General features: G+C 44.4%; 15 protein-coding genes and 1 pseudogene. 4 read left to right on the forward strand and 12 right to left on the reverse strand.

Annotation, left to right across the window (positions count from 1 at the left end; genetic code table 11):
• Window positions 1-168: 168 nt before the first annotated feature.
• Window positions 169-1023 (forward strand): zinc metalloprotease HtpX, encoded by an 855-nt coding sequence (gene htpX, locus V7O67_RS11735; RefSeq protein WP_406657828.1) that lies wholly within the window; start codon window positions 169-171, stop codon window positions 1021-1023.
• Window positions 1024-1025: 2 nt separating this feature from the next.
• Here htpX and V7O67_RS11740 read toward each other — a convergent pair whose 3' ends face one another.
• The gene (locus V7O67_RS11740) at window positions 1026-1466 is read right to left on the reverse strand and encodes a DUF488 family protein (protein ID WP_406670057.1); all 441 of its coding nucleotides are present in this window, start codon (window positions 1464-1466) and stop codon (window positions 1026-1028) included.
• A 313-nt stretch (window positions 1467-1779) separates the two neighbouring features.
• Between V7O67_RS11740 and aroA the strand changes: the two genes are divergently transcribed.
• The gene (gene aroA, locus V7O67_RS11745) at window positions 1780-3057 is read left to right on the forward strand and encodes a 3-phosphoshikimate 1-carboxyvinyltransferase (protein WP_406670058.1); all 1278 of its coding nucleotides are present in this window, start codon (window positions 1780-1782) and stop codon (window positions 3055-3057) included.
• Window positions 3058-3090: 33 nt separating this feature from the next.
• On the opposite strand, the gene V7O67_RS11750 is transcribed toward aroA, so the two are convergent.
• The 9 genes and pseudogenes from V7O67_RS11750 to mcrB all read right to left on the reverse strand — a co-directional run bounded on the left by V7O67_RS11750 (window position 3091) and on the right by mcrB (window position 12386).
• Window positions 3091-5142, reverse strand: a complete 2052-nt coding sequence (locus tag V7O67_RS11750; protein WP_406670059.1) for a hydantoinase/oxoprolinase N-terminal domain-containing protein — start codon at window positions 5140-5142, stop codon at window positions 3091-3093.
• Window positions 5143-5328: 186 nt separating this feature from the next.
• Window positions 5329-5816, reverse strand: a pseudogene (locus V7O67_RS11755) (methyl-coenzyme M reductase subunit alpha); the annotation flags it as partial.
• A gap of 8 nt (window positions 5817-5824) precedes the next feature.
• A complete protein-coding gene (locus tag V7O67_RS11760) occupies window positions 5825-6967 on the reverse strand; it encodes a TIGR04083 family peptide-modifying radical SAM enzyme (protein ID WP_406670061.1) in 1143 nt (380 codons plus the stop codon).
• A gap of 37 nt (window positions 6968-7004) precedes the next feature.
• Window positions 7005-7202, reverse strand: coding sequence for a hypothetical protein (locus tag V7O67_RS11765; RefSeq protein ID WP_342304659.1), 198 nt, complete (start codon window positions 7200-7202; stop codon window positions 7005-7007).
• 249 nt (window positions 7203-7451) lie between these two features.
• Window positions 7452-9170, reverse strand: a complete 1719-nt coding sequence (mcrA, locus tag V7O67_RS11770) for a coenzyme-B sulfoethylthiotransferase subunit alpha (protein ID WP_406657833.1) — start codon at window positions 9168-9170, stop codon at window positions 7452-7454.
• A 10-nt stretch (window positions 9171-9180) separates the two neighbouring features.
• Window positions 9181-9930: a coenzyme-B sulfoethylthiotransferase subunit gamma gene (gene mcrG, locus V7O67_RS11775; RefSeq protein WP_406657834.1), complete on the reverse strand. Its 750-nt coding sequence runs from the start codon at window positions 9928-9930 to the stop codon at window positions 9181-9183.
• Window positions 9931-9936: 6 nt separating this feature from the next.
• Entirely contained in the window at window positions 9937-10548 is a 612-nt protein-coding gene (gene mcrC, locus V7O67_RS11780) for a methyl-coenzyme M reductase I operon protein C (protein ID WP_406658336.1), read from the reverse strand.
• A complete protein-coding gene (gene mcrD / locus V7O67_RS11785) occupies window positions 10548-11042 on the reverse strand; it encodes a methyl-coenzyme M reductase operon protein D (protein WP_406657835.1) in 495 nt (164 codons plus the stop codon). The genes mcrC and mcrD overlap by 1 nt, the downstream gene beginning before the upstream one ends.
• Window positions 11043-11081: 39 nt before the next feature.
• Window positions 11082-12386 carry a coenzyme-B sulfoethylthiotransferase subunit beta gene (mcrB, locus tag V7O67_RS11790; RefSeq protein ID WP_406657836.1) on the reverse strand — a complete coding sequence of 435 codons (1305 nt, stop codon included), beginning with the start codon at window positions 12384-12386 and terminating at the stop codon, window positions 11082-11084.
• A 371-nt stretch (window positions 12387-12757) separates the two neighbouring features.
• Here mcrB and mmp10 point away from each other — a divergent pair, with 371 nt between their 5' ends.
• Window positions 12758-13993, forward strand: a complete 1236-nt coding sequence (gene mmp10, locus V7O67_RS11795; RefSeq protein ID WP_406670062.1) for a methyl coenzyme M reductase-arginine methyltransferase Mmp10 — start codon at window positions 12758-12760, stop codon at window positions 13991-13993.
• 43 nt (window positions 13994-14036) lie between these two features.
• Here the strand turns inward: mmp10 and V7O67_RS11800 are convergent, their stop codons facing one another.
• Window positions 14037-17462 carry a DNA polymerase II large subunit gene (locus tag V7O67_RS11800; protein WP_406670063.1) on the reverse strand — a complete coding sequence of 1142 codons (3426 nt, stop codon included), beginning with the start codon at window positions 17460-17462 and terminating at the stop codon, window positions 14037-14039.
• A gap of 288 nt (window positions 17463-17750) precedes the next feature.
• Here V7O67_RS11800 and V7O67_RS11805 point away from each other — a divergent pair, with 288 nt between their 5' ends.
• Complete coding sequence (locus tag V7O67_RS11805) at window positions 17751-18068, forward strand: hypothetical protein (protein ID WP_406670064.1); 318 nt, start codon at window positions 17751-17753, stop codon at window positions 18066-18068.
• 36 nt (window positions 18069-18104) lie between these two features.
• Here V7O67_RS11805 and V7O67_RS11810 read toward each other — a convergent pair whose 3' ends face one another.
• Window positions 18105-18338 (reverse strand): winged helix-turn-helix domain-containing protein, encoded by a 234-nt coding sequence (locus V7O67_RS11810; protein WP_406671472.1) that lies wholly within the window; start codon window positions 18336-18338, stop codon window positions 18105-18107.
• Window positions 18339-18463 lie beyond the last annotated feature (125 nt).

Here is an 18463-nt window from a genome sequence, read left to right on the forward strand (position 1 = left end):
ACACATACATAAGAGCAATAATTATAATAGTAATGCAATTGAATTGGATTTGCAGGCTATAGGTTTTGTCGTTTATATAACTGGAAAACTAATTTACAGATACACTTTTATAGAAGAACAAACAACCTGTTTGCACTTAGAAATGATATCATATCTACGAGGTAAATAATGGGGAATATGTTAAAAACCACAATATTACTGGCATCTCTTACAGGTCTACTTGTTTTGGTAGGAGGCTCTGTTGGAGGAAAGCTAGGTATGATAATTGCCTTTTTGTTTGCAATTATCATGAACTTTGGTAGCTACTGGTACAGTGATAAGATAGTACTCAAGATGTACCGTGCCCAGGAAGTAACATCTGCCGAACATCCTCAGTTGTATGACACCGTGCAGAAGCTTGCAATGCGTGCAAATCTTCCCATGCCAAAAGTATACATCGTTAACACATCCATGCCAAATGCATTTGCAACCGGCAGGGACCCACAACACGCAGCCGTTGCTGCAACAACCGGGATACTTAACCTGCTGACAGCAGAAGAGCTGGAAGGCGTGCTTGCACATGAGCTTGCACACGTTAAGAATCGTGACACACTTATCAGTGCAATTGCCGCAACTATAGCAGGTGTCATCACGATGCTTGCCGCATGGGCCCGATGGGCAGCTATCTTCGGAGGCATCGGCGGAAGGGATGGTGAAGGCAACAATATCGTTGGCTTTATTGCACTCGCAGTACTGGCACCTCTTGCAGCCACCATTATTCAGCTTGCAATCTCAAGGTCCAGAGAGTTTTCAGCTGATGCAGAAGGAGCACGTATATCTCAAAAACCATGGGCTCTTGCAAGTGCACTTGAAAAGCTTGAATATGGCTCCTCAAACTACAGGGAAAGAAGAGGAGATGTACAGGCATCCGAAAACACTGCACACATGTTCATTGTGAATCCTTTGAAAGGAAGCACACTGATGAGTCTGTTCAGAACTCATCCTGCTACAGAGGAACGCATTAAGCGCCTTCGTGCAATGTAAGATCAATCGTAAAAGTTAAAGAGGCTCATCTGCCCTGGTTCGACCAAGTGGATAACCTCTACATTATTTTCTTCAAGTTTATTCGAGAGATAATGCCTGTGACATCCTTTCGGGTTTTTTTCAGCGCACATTAATATCACCCTGCCGCCCTCTTCATTTACTTTCCTGATAAGGTTCATGAGCTTTTCAAAGCTGCTTTTAAAAGAGTCTGTTTCCATATATTCAGCATAAGTGGAATCACGCATTCCCCCAACACCTTCAAAATGAGAATACATGATTCCATTCTTTGGGAGAATCGACTCCAGTGATTCCTTGTCGTAGTCCTTAAACGTAGACTGTGGGTATCTTCGTATATCCACAAGATAAGTAACCTTATTCTCAATAAGTATGCCAATAAAATCATTGACCTGACGATTTCCATATCCTACCGTATAGCACTTCATTCTTTGCACCATCATTTATGTAATAGGTGAAGTGTTATTTTTTTATTTAAATGTTGATACGGGATTTATGACTTATGCCAGATATGAACCTTACGAACTTGCACACTCCACAAAACATGAAAATTGTTCCTGCTCATCGATAAGAATATCACTAAGAAAGGCTATTTTGTCCATGCATTTTAATATAAGGAAAATATTTATATTGGTTTTGTTGAAACTAAAATGTGATATTCCTTTTTGATGCATATTTGGAATGGCATCTGAAAATATCAAACCATCATACTTATTCAAATTTGTAGACTAAGAGGATAAAATGAAAGTATCTGTCAGCACTTCAAAGATCAATGGTGAAGTATTTGCACCACCGTCTAAAAGTTATACACACCGGGCAATCACGATTGCCGCCCTGTCGGATGAATGTGTGATTCATCGGCCCCTTCTCTCAGCTGATACCCTTGCAACAATACGTGCATGTGAGGCATTAGGAGCAACTATTGAAAAAACAGAAGATAAACTCCATGTAACCGGAGTTAATAGTAAGCCCTTTGTCCCCAATGATGTCATAGATGTCGCAAACTCAGGAACTACTTTGAGGTTCATGACAGCAGTTTCAGCACTTACCAATGGAGTGACGGTGCTTACAGGTGACAGCTCAATAAGAAACAGGCCAAATCAACCGCTGCTTGACGTATTGAACAAACTTAGTGTCGAAGCATATTCAACTCGTGGCAATGGATGCGCCCCTCTTGTTGTGCGTGGTGGATTAAAGGGAGCCATAACAATGATAGACGGGTCTATCAGTTCCCAATTTATCTCTGCACTGCTTATCGCATGCCCTCTTACAACAAAAAGCACTACACTATCTATCAAAGGGGAAATGAAATCAAGACCCTATGTAGATGTTACAACAGAATTGCTTGAAAAAGCAGGCTGTGAGATACTTATCGAGGAAACGAATAATATAAAGTTCATTATTCCTGCAAACCAGAAATATGACCTGAAAGAGTATACGGTTCCGGGCGACTTCTCTTCAGCTTCCTATGTTCTGGCTGCTGCTGCAATCACAGGTTCTACTGTTCTTGTTAAAAACATGTTCCCTTCAAAGCAGGGAGATATAGAGATTATCGAAGTACTCAAGCGCATGGGTGCGGATATATCGTGGGACAAAGTAAAAGGAGTCATAAGAGTTACAGGTAACGGCCTTACGGGAACTACATTTGATGCCGGTGCAACCCCCGATCTTGTACCTACAATCGCCGTCCTGGCAGCATGTGCAAAAGGCGTAACTGTGATAGAAAATGCGGAGCATGTACGCTATAAGGAGACAGACAGGCTACATGCAATGGCACTCGAACTTACCAAGATGGGAATCGAAGTCAAAGAATATCCTGACCAGCTCACAATTATCGGCGGAACACTAAGAGGCGCAGACCTGCATGGATGGCACGACCACAGGATAGTAATGGCGCTCACCATAGCAGGTATGGTAGCAGGAAACACTACCATAGATACCATCGAATCGGTGGAAATATCCTATCCGAACTTCTTTGAAGAAATGATGGCTCTTGGAGCACAGATAACTCCTTTCTAATAAAAATAAAAAATTGGGAAGATAACTTCCCTTTTATTTTCCTGAATATGAATGTTCTGCAGCTCTCCTGGAGCTGGTTGCCTTCTTTCTCATATAATCAGGAATAACGTCTTTTTCCACAACCAACCGGGATGTGCCAATTCCAACTACAATTACCTTACTTTCAACCGGTTCTTCGCCTTCTCTGGTCATAAGGTCCTTTTTAGTCACCTCAATGTTTACCTCATCTTTTGAGTAACCTGCTGCCTTCATATAATCCATTATTATTTTCTTACCGCTGTTACGGGCAAATTCATAAGCATCCATATACTGCGGGAATATGGCCCTTCCCCCTGGTGAAAAAACAAAGTATCTGACAACCTCTTTTGCGTTTTTGAGCTCCTCATCGGTAGCATTTTCACCAGTTATCGGCGCAAAATCTCTTTTTATCAATATTTCAGTACGCTTGATACCCTTGCCCACAAGTGCCCCTACGGCATTACCGACACTTGAATGTTCGGGAAGCATTATATTAGCATCAATTAGTTTTTCCATTTCTTCCTTGAAAGCAACAACAGGACCACCCAGAAGCACAACAGGAGTTTCCACCTTAAAGCGAGTGAAATTCTCACCGGATAGCATCTGGTTAATAACCGAGTCCTGTATACCTGTGACCAGATATGAAACAAGGTCTTTTGCCATGTTCCTTGCAACCTGCCGTTTTACCATTATTGAAAATTCTTCCTTGCTGGTCCTTAACTGCTTGGCAAGTCGTTCAGCCCCTATTATAGAAGCTTCGACATCCCATCTACGGAAGTCACCAAGCACATGCAATGCATCTGTGGGTGTAAAACCTATAGCCTGGACAAGGCGCTTCTGTATCAGATTATCCAGTGCTCTGACACTTGGCTGTTTTTTCAGTCGTTGGAATAGATCTACATAAGAAAGAGGGTTTCCCTGAATAGTATCATATATCTCTTCCTCAGTCCTTGTGAGTTCAAGAGGTTTAAGGCCCGTGCGCACAAAGAACTTTGTTGCCTGTATGTTTTCGCAAAGAAGTTTTCTGGAAGGTGATTTAGATTCCTTGAGCCTGTCGAGGAAACCGGCGTACAAGACAGCAGCACGGCAAAGTGGTATGACTCTTCTGGGTCCGATGCTGATTTTTTTAGCTTTGACCCATATATGGCTGTCTCCTCCCATTGCAGATGTTTCCATTCTAATGGCCTTGACTCTGGTCTGCCAGCCACCTACGACGGCTCCCGCATCACTCATTTCGGGAACACCATTGTAGATTACTGAGACATCCGTGCTGGTTCCTCCCACATCTATAACGGCACAAGTTCCTTTTTCTGCAAGGAATGAAGCTCCTACAAGGCTTCCTGCAGGTCCTGAGAATATGGATTCAATTGGTTTTCTGAGAGCTTCCTGTATTCCTACTACTGAACCGTCACATTTGAGCATTAGAAGATTGGCACCTATTCCGCGGGAATTGATATCCTGCATAATGGACTTGATGAACCTGTGCGTGATAGGCAAGAGCTGGGCATTCAGGTAAGCAGTGATAGAACGATCATATGCACCTACCTCCTGCGAAAGCTCATGACCGCAAACAACAGGCAACCCGGTAAGTTCTTTTATAATCTGCTTTACGCGGAGTTCATGTTCGGAATTCCTGTTGCTGAAAAAAGAGGAGACTGCAAATGCTGCGACTTGGTCCCTAGTTTCCCGGGCAAATCTTCTTACACCCTCCTCATCAAGAGGAGCAGCTTCCTCCCCATTACTCGTGTGACCACCATTCAGACGGACGTAGTACTTTGCCGGAAACCCTTCTTCGGGAATGACGTAGTCACCCACCAATACAACACCAACAGGAAAACCCGTATCTTCCAGTATTGTATTTGTTGAAAGTGTTGTTGATACAGAGACCAGTTTTACGTCTTTGACACATTCAGGATCCAGCTCATCGATGGCCTTCTTGATACCACCGATTGGGTCGGGATAGGTGGTAAGCACCTTTGTAGACTCTACGATTGTACCATCCGAATCCTGGACTATAACCGCATCTGTAAACGTTCCACCAGCATCGATTCCCAGACTATATTGCATATCGGTTCACTCCTTAAAAACAGAGATCAAAGATAATAATTGATAATGTAAAAACGAATGGCTTTGCAATATTTAAGCATTATCCGCTAGGTCAGGCAATAAATGGAGTTAAAACAGAAATGAGAACGAAATTATGTACTGAATAAAAAAAAAGTAGTAGGCATAAAGCCTACACTTGTTTTAAAATTATTTTGCTGGGATGATGAGTGATCTCTCACCAGCAGGCTCGAACTCTTTGAGAGCACCTCTGCCGAACTCCTTCCTTGGCTGGGAGAAGTCAAATGGCAGGAGGTCGTCTGCGAAACAGACCTTGATGAGTGGGTTGACTGCGAATGCATCTCCACGTCCTGCGTGTGCAGCGGAAGTGATTGCGGAGTAACCACCCTGGTGACCTACATTCATTGCGTAGTTTGGATAGTTTGGTCCACGCAGTTCAAGAGCCATACCTTCGTCGGACTGGTATGAGAGAACGTTGGTTGCACCACACTGATCCTGCAGATCGAATCCGAAGAAAACGAGTCTTCCTTGTGCAGGTACATTAAGAGATACCATCCGGAAAGACCAGCGTTTCCGTTTCCTGTTGCGATTGAAACAGCGGAACCTGCTGCTGCGGAAAGACTTGTTGCTCTCTGAGATCCACCAAAGTAATCTTCGAGGATTGTTGGGTACTTCTCGATACCACTCATGTTTTCTTAAGCATCAGGGACATTATTCCTGGCTTTGAAGGTTTCATCGGGTTCTGGAAGAAGTCCATTTCCATGCCTGAGCCCCCAAACATCTCGTTATTGACCCTCTCGGTTATTTCGTCCAATATCATCTTATAGGAGATACAATGGGGGTCGACTCCCTTTATTTCCCCTTCTGTGGGGGTTATGGCATTGTAAGGGCAGCCACCTCTGCAGTATTTTATATGGGCACAGTCCTTACAGTGCTGGTCCACGTACTCTTTGTAAGCGAACATGAGCTTCCAGGCATCAGACTTTGCAAGTTCTTCAATGCTTGGATGGTCGTGGACATTACCCATTACGTATTCTGGCATGCCTACAAAGCGATAGCAGGGATATATGCCTCCATCAGGGCCTACGGCTAAGACATCTCCCATACAGTCCACGAAGGTACAGACAGCACCTCTGCCTCCAAATACGCCCTTACAAAGGTGGTCGATGTTCATGACTTCAATCCGGTCCATGTTTTCCAAGTATTTGTCCAAGAGGTAAATTAGGAGTCTGCCGTATTCTTCCGGGTCAAGAGCCCATTTTTCTGGTTCGTCACCGCGTAAAGAGGGTAGAGCAGGGTGGAACTTGAGAATCCAGCCGTTTTCCAAGTAAAAATTGAAAATATCATCCCTATATTTTTCAGAATAGGAGGTGAAAGTGGTGATGAACCTCACGGAAAGTCCGTGTTCTTTTGCTATCCTGTAGCCACGCATGGTTTTTTCGAAATATCCTTCCCCTCTCTGGAAATCATTAAGTTTTTTCGGGCCGTCGAGACTTGAACCGATAGGAATGTTATATTCCGCAAAAATTTCAGCTATTTCGTCTGTCATCTTCCAGAGGTTGGTCTGTATGGCAAAAGCCACTTTCTTCGGCTTTACTCCTTCAACAAGGATTGGTAAAGCCTCCTTGTAGAAATCCGCGCCTGCCAGGAGTGGTTCCCCTCCATGGAAAGTAAAGGTAACCGAATCATCTCTGAAGTTTTTGAGCCATTCAACTACTTCTTTTATGGTCTCGATGCTCATTATAGGGGATTTTTCCTCGGAACTCCAGCAATAACTACAGTTTCCTGGACAGCCAAGGGTGGGAATCAACATCACGTGAAAAGACATTTTTATAGCACCTTTTTTTAAGTCCCTTTAAGGTTCTTCAAATTATTAGTAGTTTTCTAAAAGTCATCCTCCCCATAAACCAGTGATCGGATAGGTCTTCGAATGGATTTTTATTTGCAACTTTCTTTTTCAAGACCTTTTTTCCCCTCATATCGAACATTTTGATTTCGGATTCAGGGTCATAATCTTCTTTGAATGCCTCTAATGTAAGGTTTGCCAGTTCGTTTGAGTCCATACCAGAGCTGATTCCAAAAGAACAAGTGCTTTATCTTTTGAGTTTGCGTGATAAATAGCAGTGTGTATCTCGTATTTATTGGAAAACAGAGATCAAAGATAATAATTGATAATGTAAAAACGAATGGCTTTGCAATATTTAAGCATTGCCAAATAAAATAGTCAGTAAAACAGAGATGAAAGCAAAGTCAGAAGAAAGAAAATCAAAAAAGAGTAAGTAGTAGGCATAAAGCCTACACTTGTTTTAAAATTATTTTGCTGGGATGATGAGTGATCTCTCACCAGCAGGCTCGAACTCTTTGAGAGCACCTCTGCCGAACTCCTTCCTTGGCTGGGAGAAGTCAAATGGCAGGAGGTCGTCTGCGAAACAGACCTTGATGAGTGGGTTGACTGCGAATGCATCTCCACGTCCTGCGTGTGCAGCGGAAGTGATTGCGGAGTAACCACCCTGGTGACCTACATTCATTGCGTAGTTTGGATAGTTTGGTCCACGCAGTTCGACAGCCAGACCTTCGTCGGACTGGTATGAGAGTACGTTTGTAGCACCACACTGGTCCTGCAGGTCGTATCCGAAGAAACCGAGACGTCCGTGTGCTTCCTTGTGGAGGTACATACAGAGGTACCAGCCGGACAGACCAGCGTTTCCGTTTCCTGTTGCCAGGGATACAGCGGAACCAGCTGCTGCTGAAAGGCTTGTTGCTCTCTGGGATCCACCGAAGTGGTCTTCGAGGGTTGTTGGGTACTTCTCGTAGTTCTCAAGACCGTAGATCGTAGACTCTGTTGCAATGTCCTTTACGACATCGAGGCTTGCCTTGACCTTGTTGTCTACACCTGTGTTTGCTGCACCATCGTACTTGTCGTTGATGTAGTCAACGTTGTAGTAGAGGTTGTCATCGAGGATGTTGTTACAGTATGCTGCTGTTGCGTACTGTGTGAAACCTACACCACCGGACATGTATGAACCGAGCCAGATCTGGTCGTAGAGCATACATCCTGCACCGACTACTTCAAGAGCAACGTTTGCTGGGTTTTCTGGGGTCTTGCGGCTTGTCTGGACGATATCAGCCATGTGACCGAATGGAATTCCTCCAGGCTCGTTTGGACCACGTGCACGCCTTGCTGGGAGCATTTCACCCATTGAGATAACACCAGCGTGCTTTGCTGCATATGAAAGGTCAGCTACTGCTGCTTCACCAGCACACATGCTGTATGCTGAAATGAATGACATACCGACCTGCATAGCCATCCACCTGCTTGTCTGAGCACCGTCTGTGGTCCTACTGACAATGGTTGGGATGTGAGCTGCTTGCCAGGTTGTCTTTCCGATAGATGCTTTGAGCTGCTCTGCCTGTTCTTCTGGGAACTCCTTGTTGATGTCGATGAGGAACTGCTTGTCGATCTCATCTGCAAGGTTGTCGTCACCGGTGAAGATCTTTACGTAACAGTCATCTACAAGTGCAGGATGGGTTTCGACCATGTGCTCCTGAACGACTGCTCCACCAGGAAGTGCGTGGTTGAGTGTCTCGAGGTAGTGGTTGATTGTTTCTGGTGTGACTTCGATACCGAGCCTCTTCTCAAGGGTCTCGTGTGCCATGTCAATACCGACAACTACTGTTCTTCTGATGTCATCCCACATCTGCTGCATTGCAGCGTTGTTGACGTAGTGAAGGTCATCGATCTCTACCATCATGTCAGTTCCTGAAAGGAATGATGGTGTAAGTGCTCTCTGACCGAGTGGTATACCACCACAGTGCATCATTGGGTTGTAACCTACAAGCCCTCTCTTCTTTGCAAGCTCTGCACCTGCTTTCTTCATTTCTAATTTTCTGGGGTTCTGATCGACACCAAGCCTGTAGTATGTTACAGTCTTGTCTGTGATCTCGCCACCTTCCATCTTGTTGGTACCATGTTCTTTAGTGAACTTGATCTCCATCTGTTTTGCAAATTTCCTCTGTCTGTCATCTGCCATTATCATCACCTCAGTTCTCCGGCTTGAAGCCGTAGATGGTCCTCTGGTCGAATACTCTCTGAACCCATTCAATGACTTCAGCATCGTCCCTGAATGCGACATTGTCAACACGGTAAATTGTTGTCCTCTTTGCTGCTTCTTCTTCGGACATTGGCTTTCCGAGGTTGACCTTCTTGTCGATAGGTCTGCCTACCTGGTCCTTGTGCATTATGATTACGTCGCCTTCTTTTCTTACCCTTTCGAGCATGTCGAACATTACACCGTCTTCAGGAAGCCTGAGTGAGTGACCGTGTACTGTTGCACCCCTGAGGCCAGCGAGTGCTGGACAGGTCATTTCGGTCTCAATCTGGAACTTTGCGAGCTCTTCCATGTCTCTCTCACGAGCTTCAACTACCTGACGACCGGAGAGTGTACCTGGGTCGACACCTCTGAAGTTGATTGCTGCTGCGTAGGATCTGAAGTATGGTGTTGATGGGCCGTTGTACATTGAGTCAACGAACTGTACATACCTTACCCTGTCACCAGCCTTTGCGCCTGGTGTTGCTTCTACGATTTCCCTGATGGAACATTCTGGTTCACCCATTTCTGCGAGTGGTGGGTGGGTGCTTGGGTAGTCGCTACCTGGTGCACGGTGACCAAGTACCAATGTCAGGTCTTCATCGGAAATGTCTCTGAGCTTTTCGACCTTTCCTGACATGTGTTTCCTTCTGTTTTCTGCAACGGATGTTGCTCCTGGATAAAATTGTGGTTCATATGCCATAATTATTCACTCCTGATTCTCTAATGATCTCATTGTGGTTTTCACGGCTTTCACGAGTTCGTTCAGCTTTTCCCTTGAACATGACTCTCCTCGTGTAATTCCGCTCACAATTTCCATCACCCTTCCTTTGGTTAAAATATCACTATCCTGTGGCTTTACAAGCCTTGTCTTAACTCCTGCCATTGCAAAATCCTCGAAATCAACGGGGGTCTGGCAAACAACTACTGCAGGAGTACTGGCTTTTTCAAGTATCGCCTTTACTTTCCTTACTACATGTTCCCTGATGTTCCCTGTGTGGATAACAGCAACCTTGTGCCTGTTTATCTGTGCAATCTCCTCGGGACTTATGCCAAAAGATCCGGAACCCATATTGGTATCCGGAACACCTGAACCGGTGCTAAGCACAAGCACACTGACCTGAATCTCTTCTCTACGCATTCCGTATGTGAGTTCACAGACGGGTTTTGTGATATGTCTTCTTCCGGGACTCATGGCAACTGCAATCACATCGGATCTTCCAGTCTCTGAAAGAGTGCCTCGCTGTGCAAGTCCTCCTCCTCTGCCAAGACCCATACCGTGTCTGCAATCTACAACCTGTGTCTCCCGGTCAAACATGATCATTCATCCTCGGATTCAGATTTCAGGATACATACAGGATAATTTTTCAGTTTTCCTTTCGGATCAGTCATTCCAATCATCACAGGGTCCGCACCGGGCCCGCGTTTTGCGTAATCCGTCACTGTCTGTTTTGTCGGAATGAAATGACCTTCCCTGAACTCAAATGAAACAGGAAGGATTTTTTCACAAACTTCCCGGACTTGTTCCTTAACATCAGCGTTGATAACTTCCATGCGGATGCCACCCACGCAAACAGCAAGTTCCATGGCCTGACCTGCAACCTCGATCACTTTGTTCGCGGGGTGCTGCACGATTTCACCTTTTGCAGGCCCGTATGGAACAGTCTGAGGAAGCCTTGGACCATGAATAAACAACCTGACTACACCTTCGATCTCAGCGATCTCATTCAATAATGTCTGGGCTGTTTCCGGTCTTAGCAATCTTGAAGGATAAATTTCAAGCTGCACAAAGTTTGTGTCTGAAGAATTGACCATTTGTAATTACCTTGTGATATTTTAGGAGGGTTTTGTGTCTTAGAGAGCTCCTGCCACTGCTTTGATTGGCTCCTTGAACTCTGGGATTGATCCAAATACGTTACCAACGAGTGCTGATGTCTTCTCGATTGAGAACATCTGTGTGCCTGCGTCAAGTGAGACTGCTGCACATACACAAGGGATTGCGAAACCTCTGGAGTGCCTGGTTACAACGTGGTTACCGTTGAAGATACCTGGTCCACCGCCACCATAGATTGAGTGACTGAAGAATGAGAATCCTACTGCAGTTCCCTGTGCCCTACCCATGTCACAGCCTGGAAGACCTGTTTCCTTCTCAAGCATGTCGTTGAAGTAGAGGATGGTTGATGATACGTTCTGAGCTGCCCTGCCTGCACCACAGTTTACGAGTGTTGCTGCAAGCTGACCTACTGCTGCGCATGCATTCCACATTGAAACATCGTTTGCCTTGTAGAAGTTGTATCCGGATGGTGCGGTCTTGTCAACTGAGATAATGCCTGCTTCAAGAGCTCTGTCTACTGTTGACTGGATAACAGTACCGACTGTACCGTCCTTACCGTTCTCCTTTACGATGTCGTAGACGAAGTTGCCTGCGTTAAGACCCTGGTATGCAAGGCCAAGTAACTGGTGTCTCTCGAAAGGACCTACAGCGTTACCCATCTCGTACATACCTACCTGTTCGAAGATGGATGAAAGTGCTGCTGCATTCATTGCTTTCTTGCCGGTGATGGCTGCAATGTGGTTTGTGGTGATGTTCCTCAGGGAGTAACCAAGACCTTCGTTGTTCTGTGGGATACTGAGGATGGATGCAATGTTTGCACCGGACATGTCCATTGTCTGTGGGTAGCTTCCCCATACAGCGGACTTGACGATTGGTGCATCGAACATGTCGGTGTTGAACATGTCAATGATTGTCTGGACAACTGCTGCACCGGTTACGGTACTTGCGGATACGTAGTCAGCACCTACCTGTGCCCTTACGCTTGGTACCTGGACTATCATCTGCTTTCCGCCACCAAGCTCCTTTACGTTGGTGTCATCGCCTTCGTTTACACTTACAAGTTTTGCAACTGCGTCCTGAATTGCGCCTGCGTTTCCGACAATATCATAGTCGAGTTCTCTACCAAGGATCTGCTTCTTCTTTCCGCCCATTGCTCCGGTCTTGAGTGCTTTCTCAATTCCTGCAAGGTTGACAGCAACGGTTCTCTTGGTATCTTTAATGATATTTTGTATTGCTGCGTTTCTTGTTGGCGCAATATCCATAAGATCGACGCCGCTCTCCAACAGTTTACCTCTGTCGTCGTAAATGTCTATTTTATCAGACACGTATATTTTCCTCCTATGTTTCTATACAGAAATAACCCATTCTGGATACGCACATCTTAGTCAACGATAAGTAATATTTCTGTACCACATCGAATTTTCCGTGCGTAAAACTTTCCAGCGGGAATTCTCGGGAGTATTAAGTAGCGATGACGTTTAAACCTTTTGCATCATTTTGGAACAATTTCGCAATCATCAAACGCAAGTAAAAAGAGTAAATGAAAATAATTGAGTATGTATCCAATAAAAATGTAAGGAGATTATATTTAAGATAAGATATAATTTCAGACCAAATACCAAAATGATATCTGGAAGAAGTCATACAATGGTCATCCACAAACCTTTAAGTACCTATATAATAAGTAATCCGTTCTATGGAAATCACGGCAGATGTGGGCGGAAACCCTGGTATTGACTGTAAAGGATTCTGTACCTATTGTTATTTCAAAAAGGTAAGGGAAGTTCCACCTTTCGGTTGTAAGTACTGTTTTCCTTTCAAGAAAGGTTGCGACTACTGCACTAGAGGCGTAAGAGAAGCTTATTCAGGTTTCAAACCTGCACAGTTCGTGTTTCAGGAAACTTACCAGAAGATTAACTTCAGTTCAGGAGACATTGACAAGATAACCATCAGTGGAGGAGGAGATGTCAGCTGTTACCCTGAACTCATGCCATTGGTTGCCAATCTATCCCAGTTCGGTTATCCTATTCATCTTGGATACACCAGCGGTAAAGGTTTTAGCGAAGGGAACGAAGCAGAGTTCTATATAGGCTACGGTGTAACTGAAGTCTCATTTACTGTTTTTTCAACCAACCCGGAAATAAGGGGAAAATACATGAATGACTCCGAACCCGAGGCATCACTTAAAGTACTCAGGGATTTCTGCGCAAGCTGTGACGTCTATGCTGCCATTGTGTTAATACCGGGAATAAATGACGGAAAAGAACTCAAAAAGACACTTGACGATCTGGAAGAAATGGGTGCAAAAGGCGCCATACTAATGCGTTTTGCCAACAAGACTGAAGAAGGGCTCATACTTAACAATGCCCCGGTCATGGAAGGTATTGAAACACACGGCATAGATGAATTCACACAAATCGTCCGCGATGCTGCTTCAAAACATAATCTACGCATCACAGGAACACCACTCGAAGACCCACTCATCGGCTCCCCATACGCCATACGCAATGAAAAGGAAGCCCTTGTCAAACTTCCCGAGCTAAGAAAAGACGCTACGATACTCTCCAGCAGGGCTTCTGAGCAAAGACTTCAGGAAATCTTCACAAAACTTGGGAGTGACGTCAATGTTGTTGCAGTCGATAAAGACATTGGTTGCCTCATCACCATTGAAGACCTGAATAAACTAGACCTGAAAAATGTCAAGGAAACTGTCATAATACCAGGGAGAGCATTCGTATATGATTCGGAAGCAACAACTGCGCTTTCCAGGGACGGAATCTCACGATTTGTCCGCAGGGGACCTGAAATGCTTACATATGACGGTGAAATGTCAATAGGCCATTCAAAAGAAGAGGTTCTCGAATTTGAAATAGAGCAAATCACAGAGCTAATCCATGGGATAAATGCCATTGGAATGCCTATGAAAGAATAAACATTGGAAAAGCACAATAAGATAATAGAAAATAGTAGACGGGCTACATGAACTCCATTAGCCCTGTCTGCTTCGAGCGATCATTCTCAAAAAGGGATTTCATATCCAACCCAATTATCTCGATTCTTTGTTTTGTATAGCTCGAAACATTGTAATCATGGGCTACTTTCTTTGAGACTTTTAGGTATTTTTTTACAGACCCTTCATGAACCGTCAGTATTACACTCCCACCACATTTTGGACAAACACCTGTAAGAGGCGGCCTGCGGAATTTTGCAGCACATTTAAGGCACCTTGTACTCTGACGGGAGAATGCCCTGAGATTTCCGAACATGTCTGGCAGAAAGTGGGATATAAGCACCCTCTCAGCCACATCAGAAGCATCCACCGCACGTATCTTATCTGCCAATGCAAGCTGGGCATCCATCTTCTCCACCATGCTCCCAAGGGTCTTGTAGGCACTGTGAAGAGGACCTGATGCGATATCATTGGTATGATGAGTGAACATAAAATGATCATATTGCTCAGGAGTTCCAAGCCTGCGGCTTATAAGGTCTATTTGTCCCTCCAGTTCCTTGGGATTTGTATAATTTAGGCTTGCCTCGTAGAACTCAAGAGGATAATGATCACAAACATCGATATTATGAGCTTCCTTGTCAACCTCACTTGGATCTATACGTGTTGTAAGAACAAGTGGTGCATCCATTTTCCCACCTCTTTTTTCAGGCAGGTAATCTCTTGAGAAATTGATAAGACCATCCATCAACAACATAACACAATCCTCATCACCATCACAGTTTCTTCTTTTTGCCGCATGGAAGAAAGGATGTGCGTAACCCACTGATGCCTTGGTAAAACCTACAAGTCTTCCAAGGACACCTGCTGATGTATGCGGTGCAAGGCCCATGAGCATTACACCTACAAGATCATCAATTGTCTCTGCCTTGTAATAAGGCTCCTCATGATAGTATTTCACAAGCAGGTCATCTATGTAATGGGTAGTACGCAGGAGGTATTCACCACAATCGTATGAAACTACAAGATCCTGTACTTTAAGGCAGACTACCTGATCATCCGTTTCCAGAGGATTTCCATATATGTCCTCTCTGTACCCAAGTTTCTTCAGTTTCTCAACTGTGATACTAAGTTCATCGGCACGGATATGTGTAAGCGGAATGTCGGACATATCATACCTGACAGTCCCATCCTTGAAAGTAAAAAGGTCATGTTTCGCCCGCAGGATTCCTTTTTCGAGAGGTTCCGGAGTCATTGTCCCGGACATCATGCGCTTGACACCTTTTACTTCGATATTAGTATCCCTCTCACCAATGTTTTCAAAAGCATTCTGGTAGACCTCTTTGAAATCGATATTCTGCATCTTCACGCATGTGGTCTTTGAACCACATTTTGGACATTTCTCTTTTTGCACCGATATGCCACAACGCGGACACGATAATTTAGGAACTGTGAACTCGCCACAATCACACCGATACCAGAACGTATCCTTTCCACATGCAGGACATGCACGATTACCGATCTCAACCCGAATCTGCCCGACCTTCCCATTCATAGAAGACATGTAACCTGCAGCCGCTTCCATTTTCCGGGTATTTCCGGCAGAATCCCCTATCGGGAACAATACATGAGGAGCAGGAGTCATCTTTCTCTTATTTGATTTTTCCGGACGCCCCATCCTTGCACCAATCCTCACAGGTGCACGAGCACGTACGATCAGGCCACTCACTTCATTAACTGATCCTATGGTGTCTGTGGATTCAACAGTACTCCATTTCTTATTCAGGCCTCTGTCAAGACCCAGACATCTGACAAAAGGTAGAGGCTCATCAATGATGATCCTTCCCTCATGAATTCTGTGCAGGACAAGCAAATGCTCAAGAAGGATTTTTATGCCATTTTCAGTACTTTTTTCAAATGGAAGTTCAAGACTTGTCCCGTCACCAGAAAGGACACCGTTCTCTGATATGAACGAGACAAGTGTAGCGAACTCATCAATTGTGATATCATGCCAGAGATATGTATATGCTGGATGTAGAGGAACACCATATTTGTCACATAGTTCCAGTGAAAATTCCTGAGAAGGCAATTCAAGCTCACTTCGGGAATATGATGCAGTCGGAACTTGTTTTTCATACTCCTGCACCCACCATTCGGGACAGTAGGAAGAAGGTACCAAGGGATGGTTATTCTCGAGGAAATCTCCATAGTTGATGAGAATCTCACCTATATCTATAATGTGCTCTATTTCAGAATAGATTTCAAGAGCAAGTTCCTCATCATCTACCCTTATAACATCCCCTGAATTCAGCCGCACCGTTGGCCCTTCCAGAGAATCCACAGGAGCCATACCTGCCGCTTTTCCGGGACGCTCTACTTTTAGCTGGGTACCTGCCACTATAAAGCTGTCCAGAAGGAACATGCTTGCAGGACTTATACCGGCTGCAGCAAAAGACGTGTTCCGCGAGCGCCCGTACCTGAGCCTGAAACCTCCGGGACGCATGGGGTGGGAGAAGACCGGCCTTCCTGCAATAAGATCACGCAGGTATTTGTCTTTTGGTTTTACGCCGACAAACCCGTCATCATCGTCATCATCGCCACTCTTTGCTCCAGCTATAAGTGTGTTCAGCCAGTCCCAGCCATCCATCTCCAGTTTCTTCACATGCTTCTGTACCTTCGGAGCCTTCAGGGCAAGACCTTCTGCGAGCACAAGGGCCATCCCTCCACGTATCCTGTTGGTCGGTACCCTTTCAAGATTACGGTGGCCTTCCACTTCTTCTGCCTCGGTGGGCTCTCCGTCAATGCATATGGGACAATTCTCGACTATGAGTCTGATCTCCGCCTCAGTAGGCGTGTACTGCAAGGTGGCCACACGCCTATAGAGGAGAATCTCCTCAACGTATCTTTCAACTTCCTCTTTGCGGGGCTTATACCTGTCAATACCCACAGCACGCCGTACATAATCACCCACTAGCACGGATAAAGCCTGGGCCGTACCTCCTGCACTGCGTATAGGACCTGAATAATAAATTCTTATGAATTCGGTACCGTCGTCATTCTTATCGAGGTCCACTCGGTCGATGCCTTCAATGGGAGCAGCAACCACACCTTCTGTGAGCATGGCAACTGAAACACGGATAGCAGCCTCAATAGCAGCAGCTTTGGAAGGAAATTCACCCACGACACCTTCTGCAACTGCTTTGCCGATTGCGAGGGCTCCCTCCTCACGAGACATGGTTTCTTCGAACTTACGTATTTGCTCGGCTACACCTTTAACGCCAATGAGATTTTCCACCCTGTCAGCAAGGTCCTTGGCAAGAGGGATTTCTATTGAGGGTTTTGGGTCCTTGCCTTTTGAACGTGCCCGGTTTGCTATTTCGATCTCACTATGAAGCTTTGATTCAAGCTCCTCAAAATAATCCCTCATAGAATCGCTAACTACTATTTCACCCATTCATAACAGCCCTCGATGAGTTTGCACTTATGCGTTTGTCATTAAAAATTGTTTTCCTGCATTAAGTGTGCGCTTCATAAATTAATATATTAAAGTACAAATTACTATTAATTAAACTAGATTATAAGCTTTAGGAAGGATGTGGATAAAAACAAATAATCATATTGATGTTTAGTGCTTACTGTGCTCATACCAGTAGCCAGTACAAATGTAGTCAGTGACCATAACCTCAAGGTCAATGAATACAATGAGAATACAGACTAGGTATCATCTTTTCTTAAAAGTCTTTTGGGCAATGAAATTATCAAACTTCTAATAATGACAAACGATGGTGAAGAGGTATGCATCAAAGCAGTTACTGAAGATGCATGCGTTACCATCTTTGGAGAAATTGATAATAACGAGGAAATTGGTGAAGCAATAATCATAGGAACGAACGAAAAGATAGTTCAAAATGTACTTACTTTCAATGATCCACTGGGAACATTTCTTGATGCAAAAGAAAATGATGAAATCGTGATTGAGCCAGTGGGCCTTGTGAACAATGTCACATTTGCCGTAGCAAATGTGTTACTAAAATATTCACAACTGCTTGGACTGACATAATCAGTCAAATAACAAAGTGATGTTAAGTAACTAAGGTCAGCGAATATCCAATTCGCTGGCCATTTCCCTATACGACCGACCCTTGTCGGTTGTAATGAACATATTTCCTTTTTGTTCGATGAGTTCCTTTTCTTCCAGTCTTATAAGATATTTATTTGCAATTGTGGAATTCAGGTTCGCTCCATAAACTATTTGGGTCTTTTTTGCCCCATCTGCAGCTAACTTTAAGATAGCAATTGTTATATCCAGCCTACTCCTTCTAATAGTAATGCCCCCAGCATTCTATTCAAATAGTACCACTTAAACCAATGACACAAAGGTGTATTGGCAATACTCTATTAATTACTCAACTCATTGTCAAGAACATATTTAACATCATCGATATGTAATTGTTC

The sequence above is a fragment of the Methanolobus sp. ZRKC4 genome, from assembly GCF_045291305.1.
GTDB lineage: Archaea > Halobacteriota > Methanosarcinia > Methanosarcinales > Methanosarcinaceae > Methanolobus.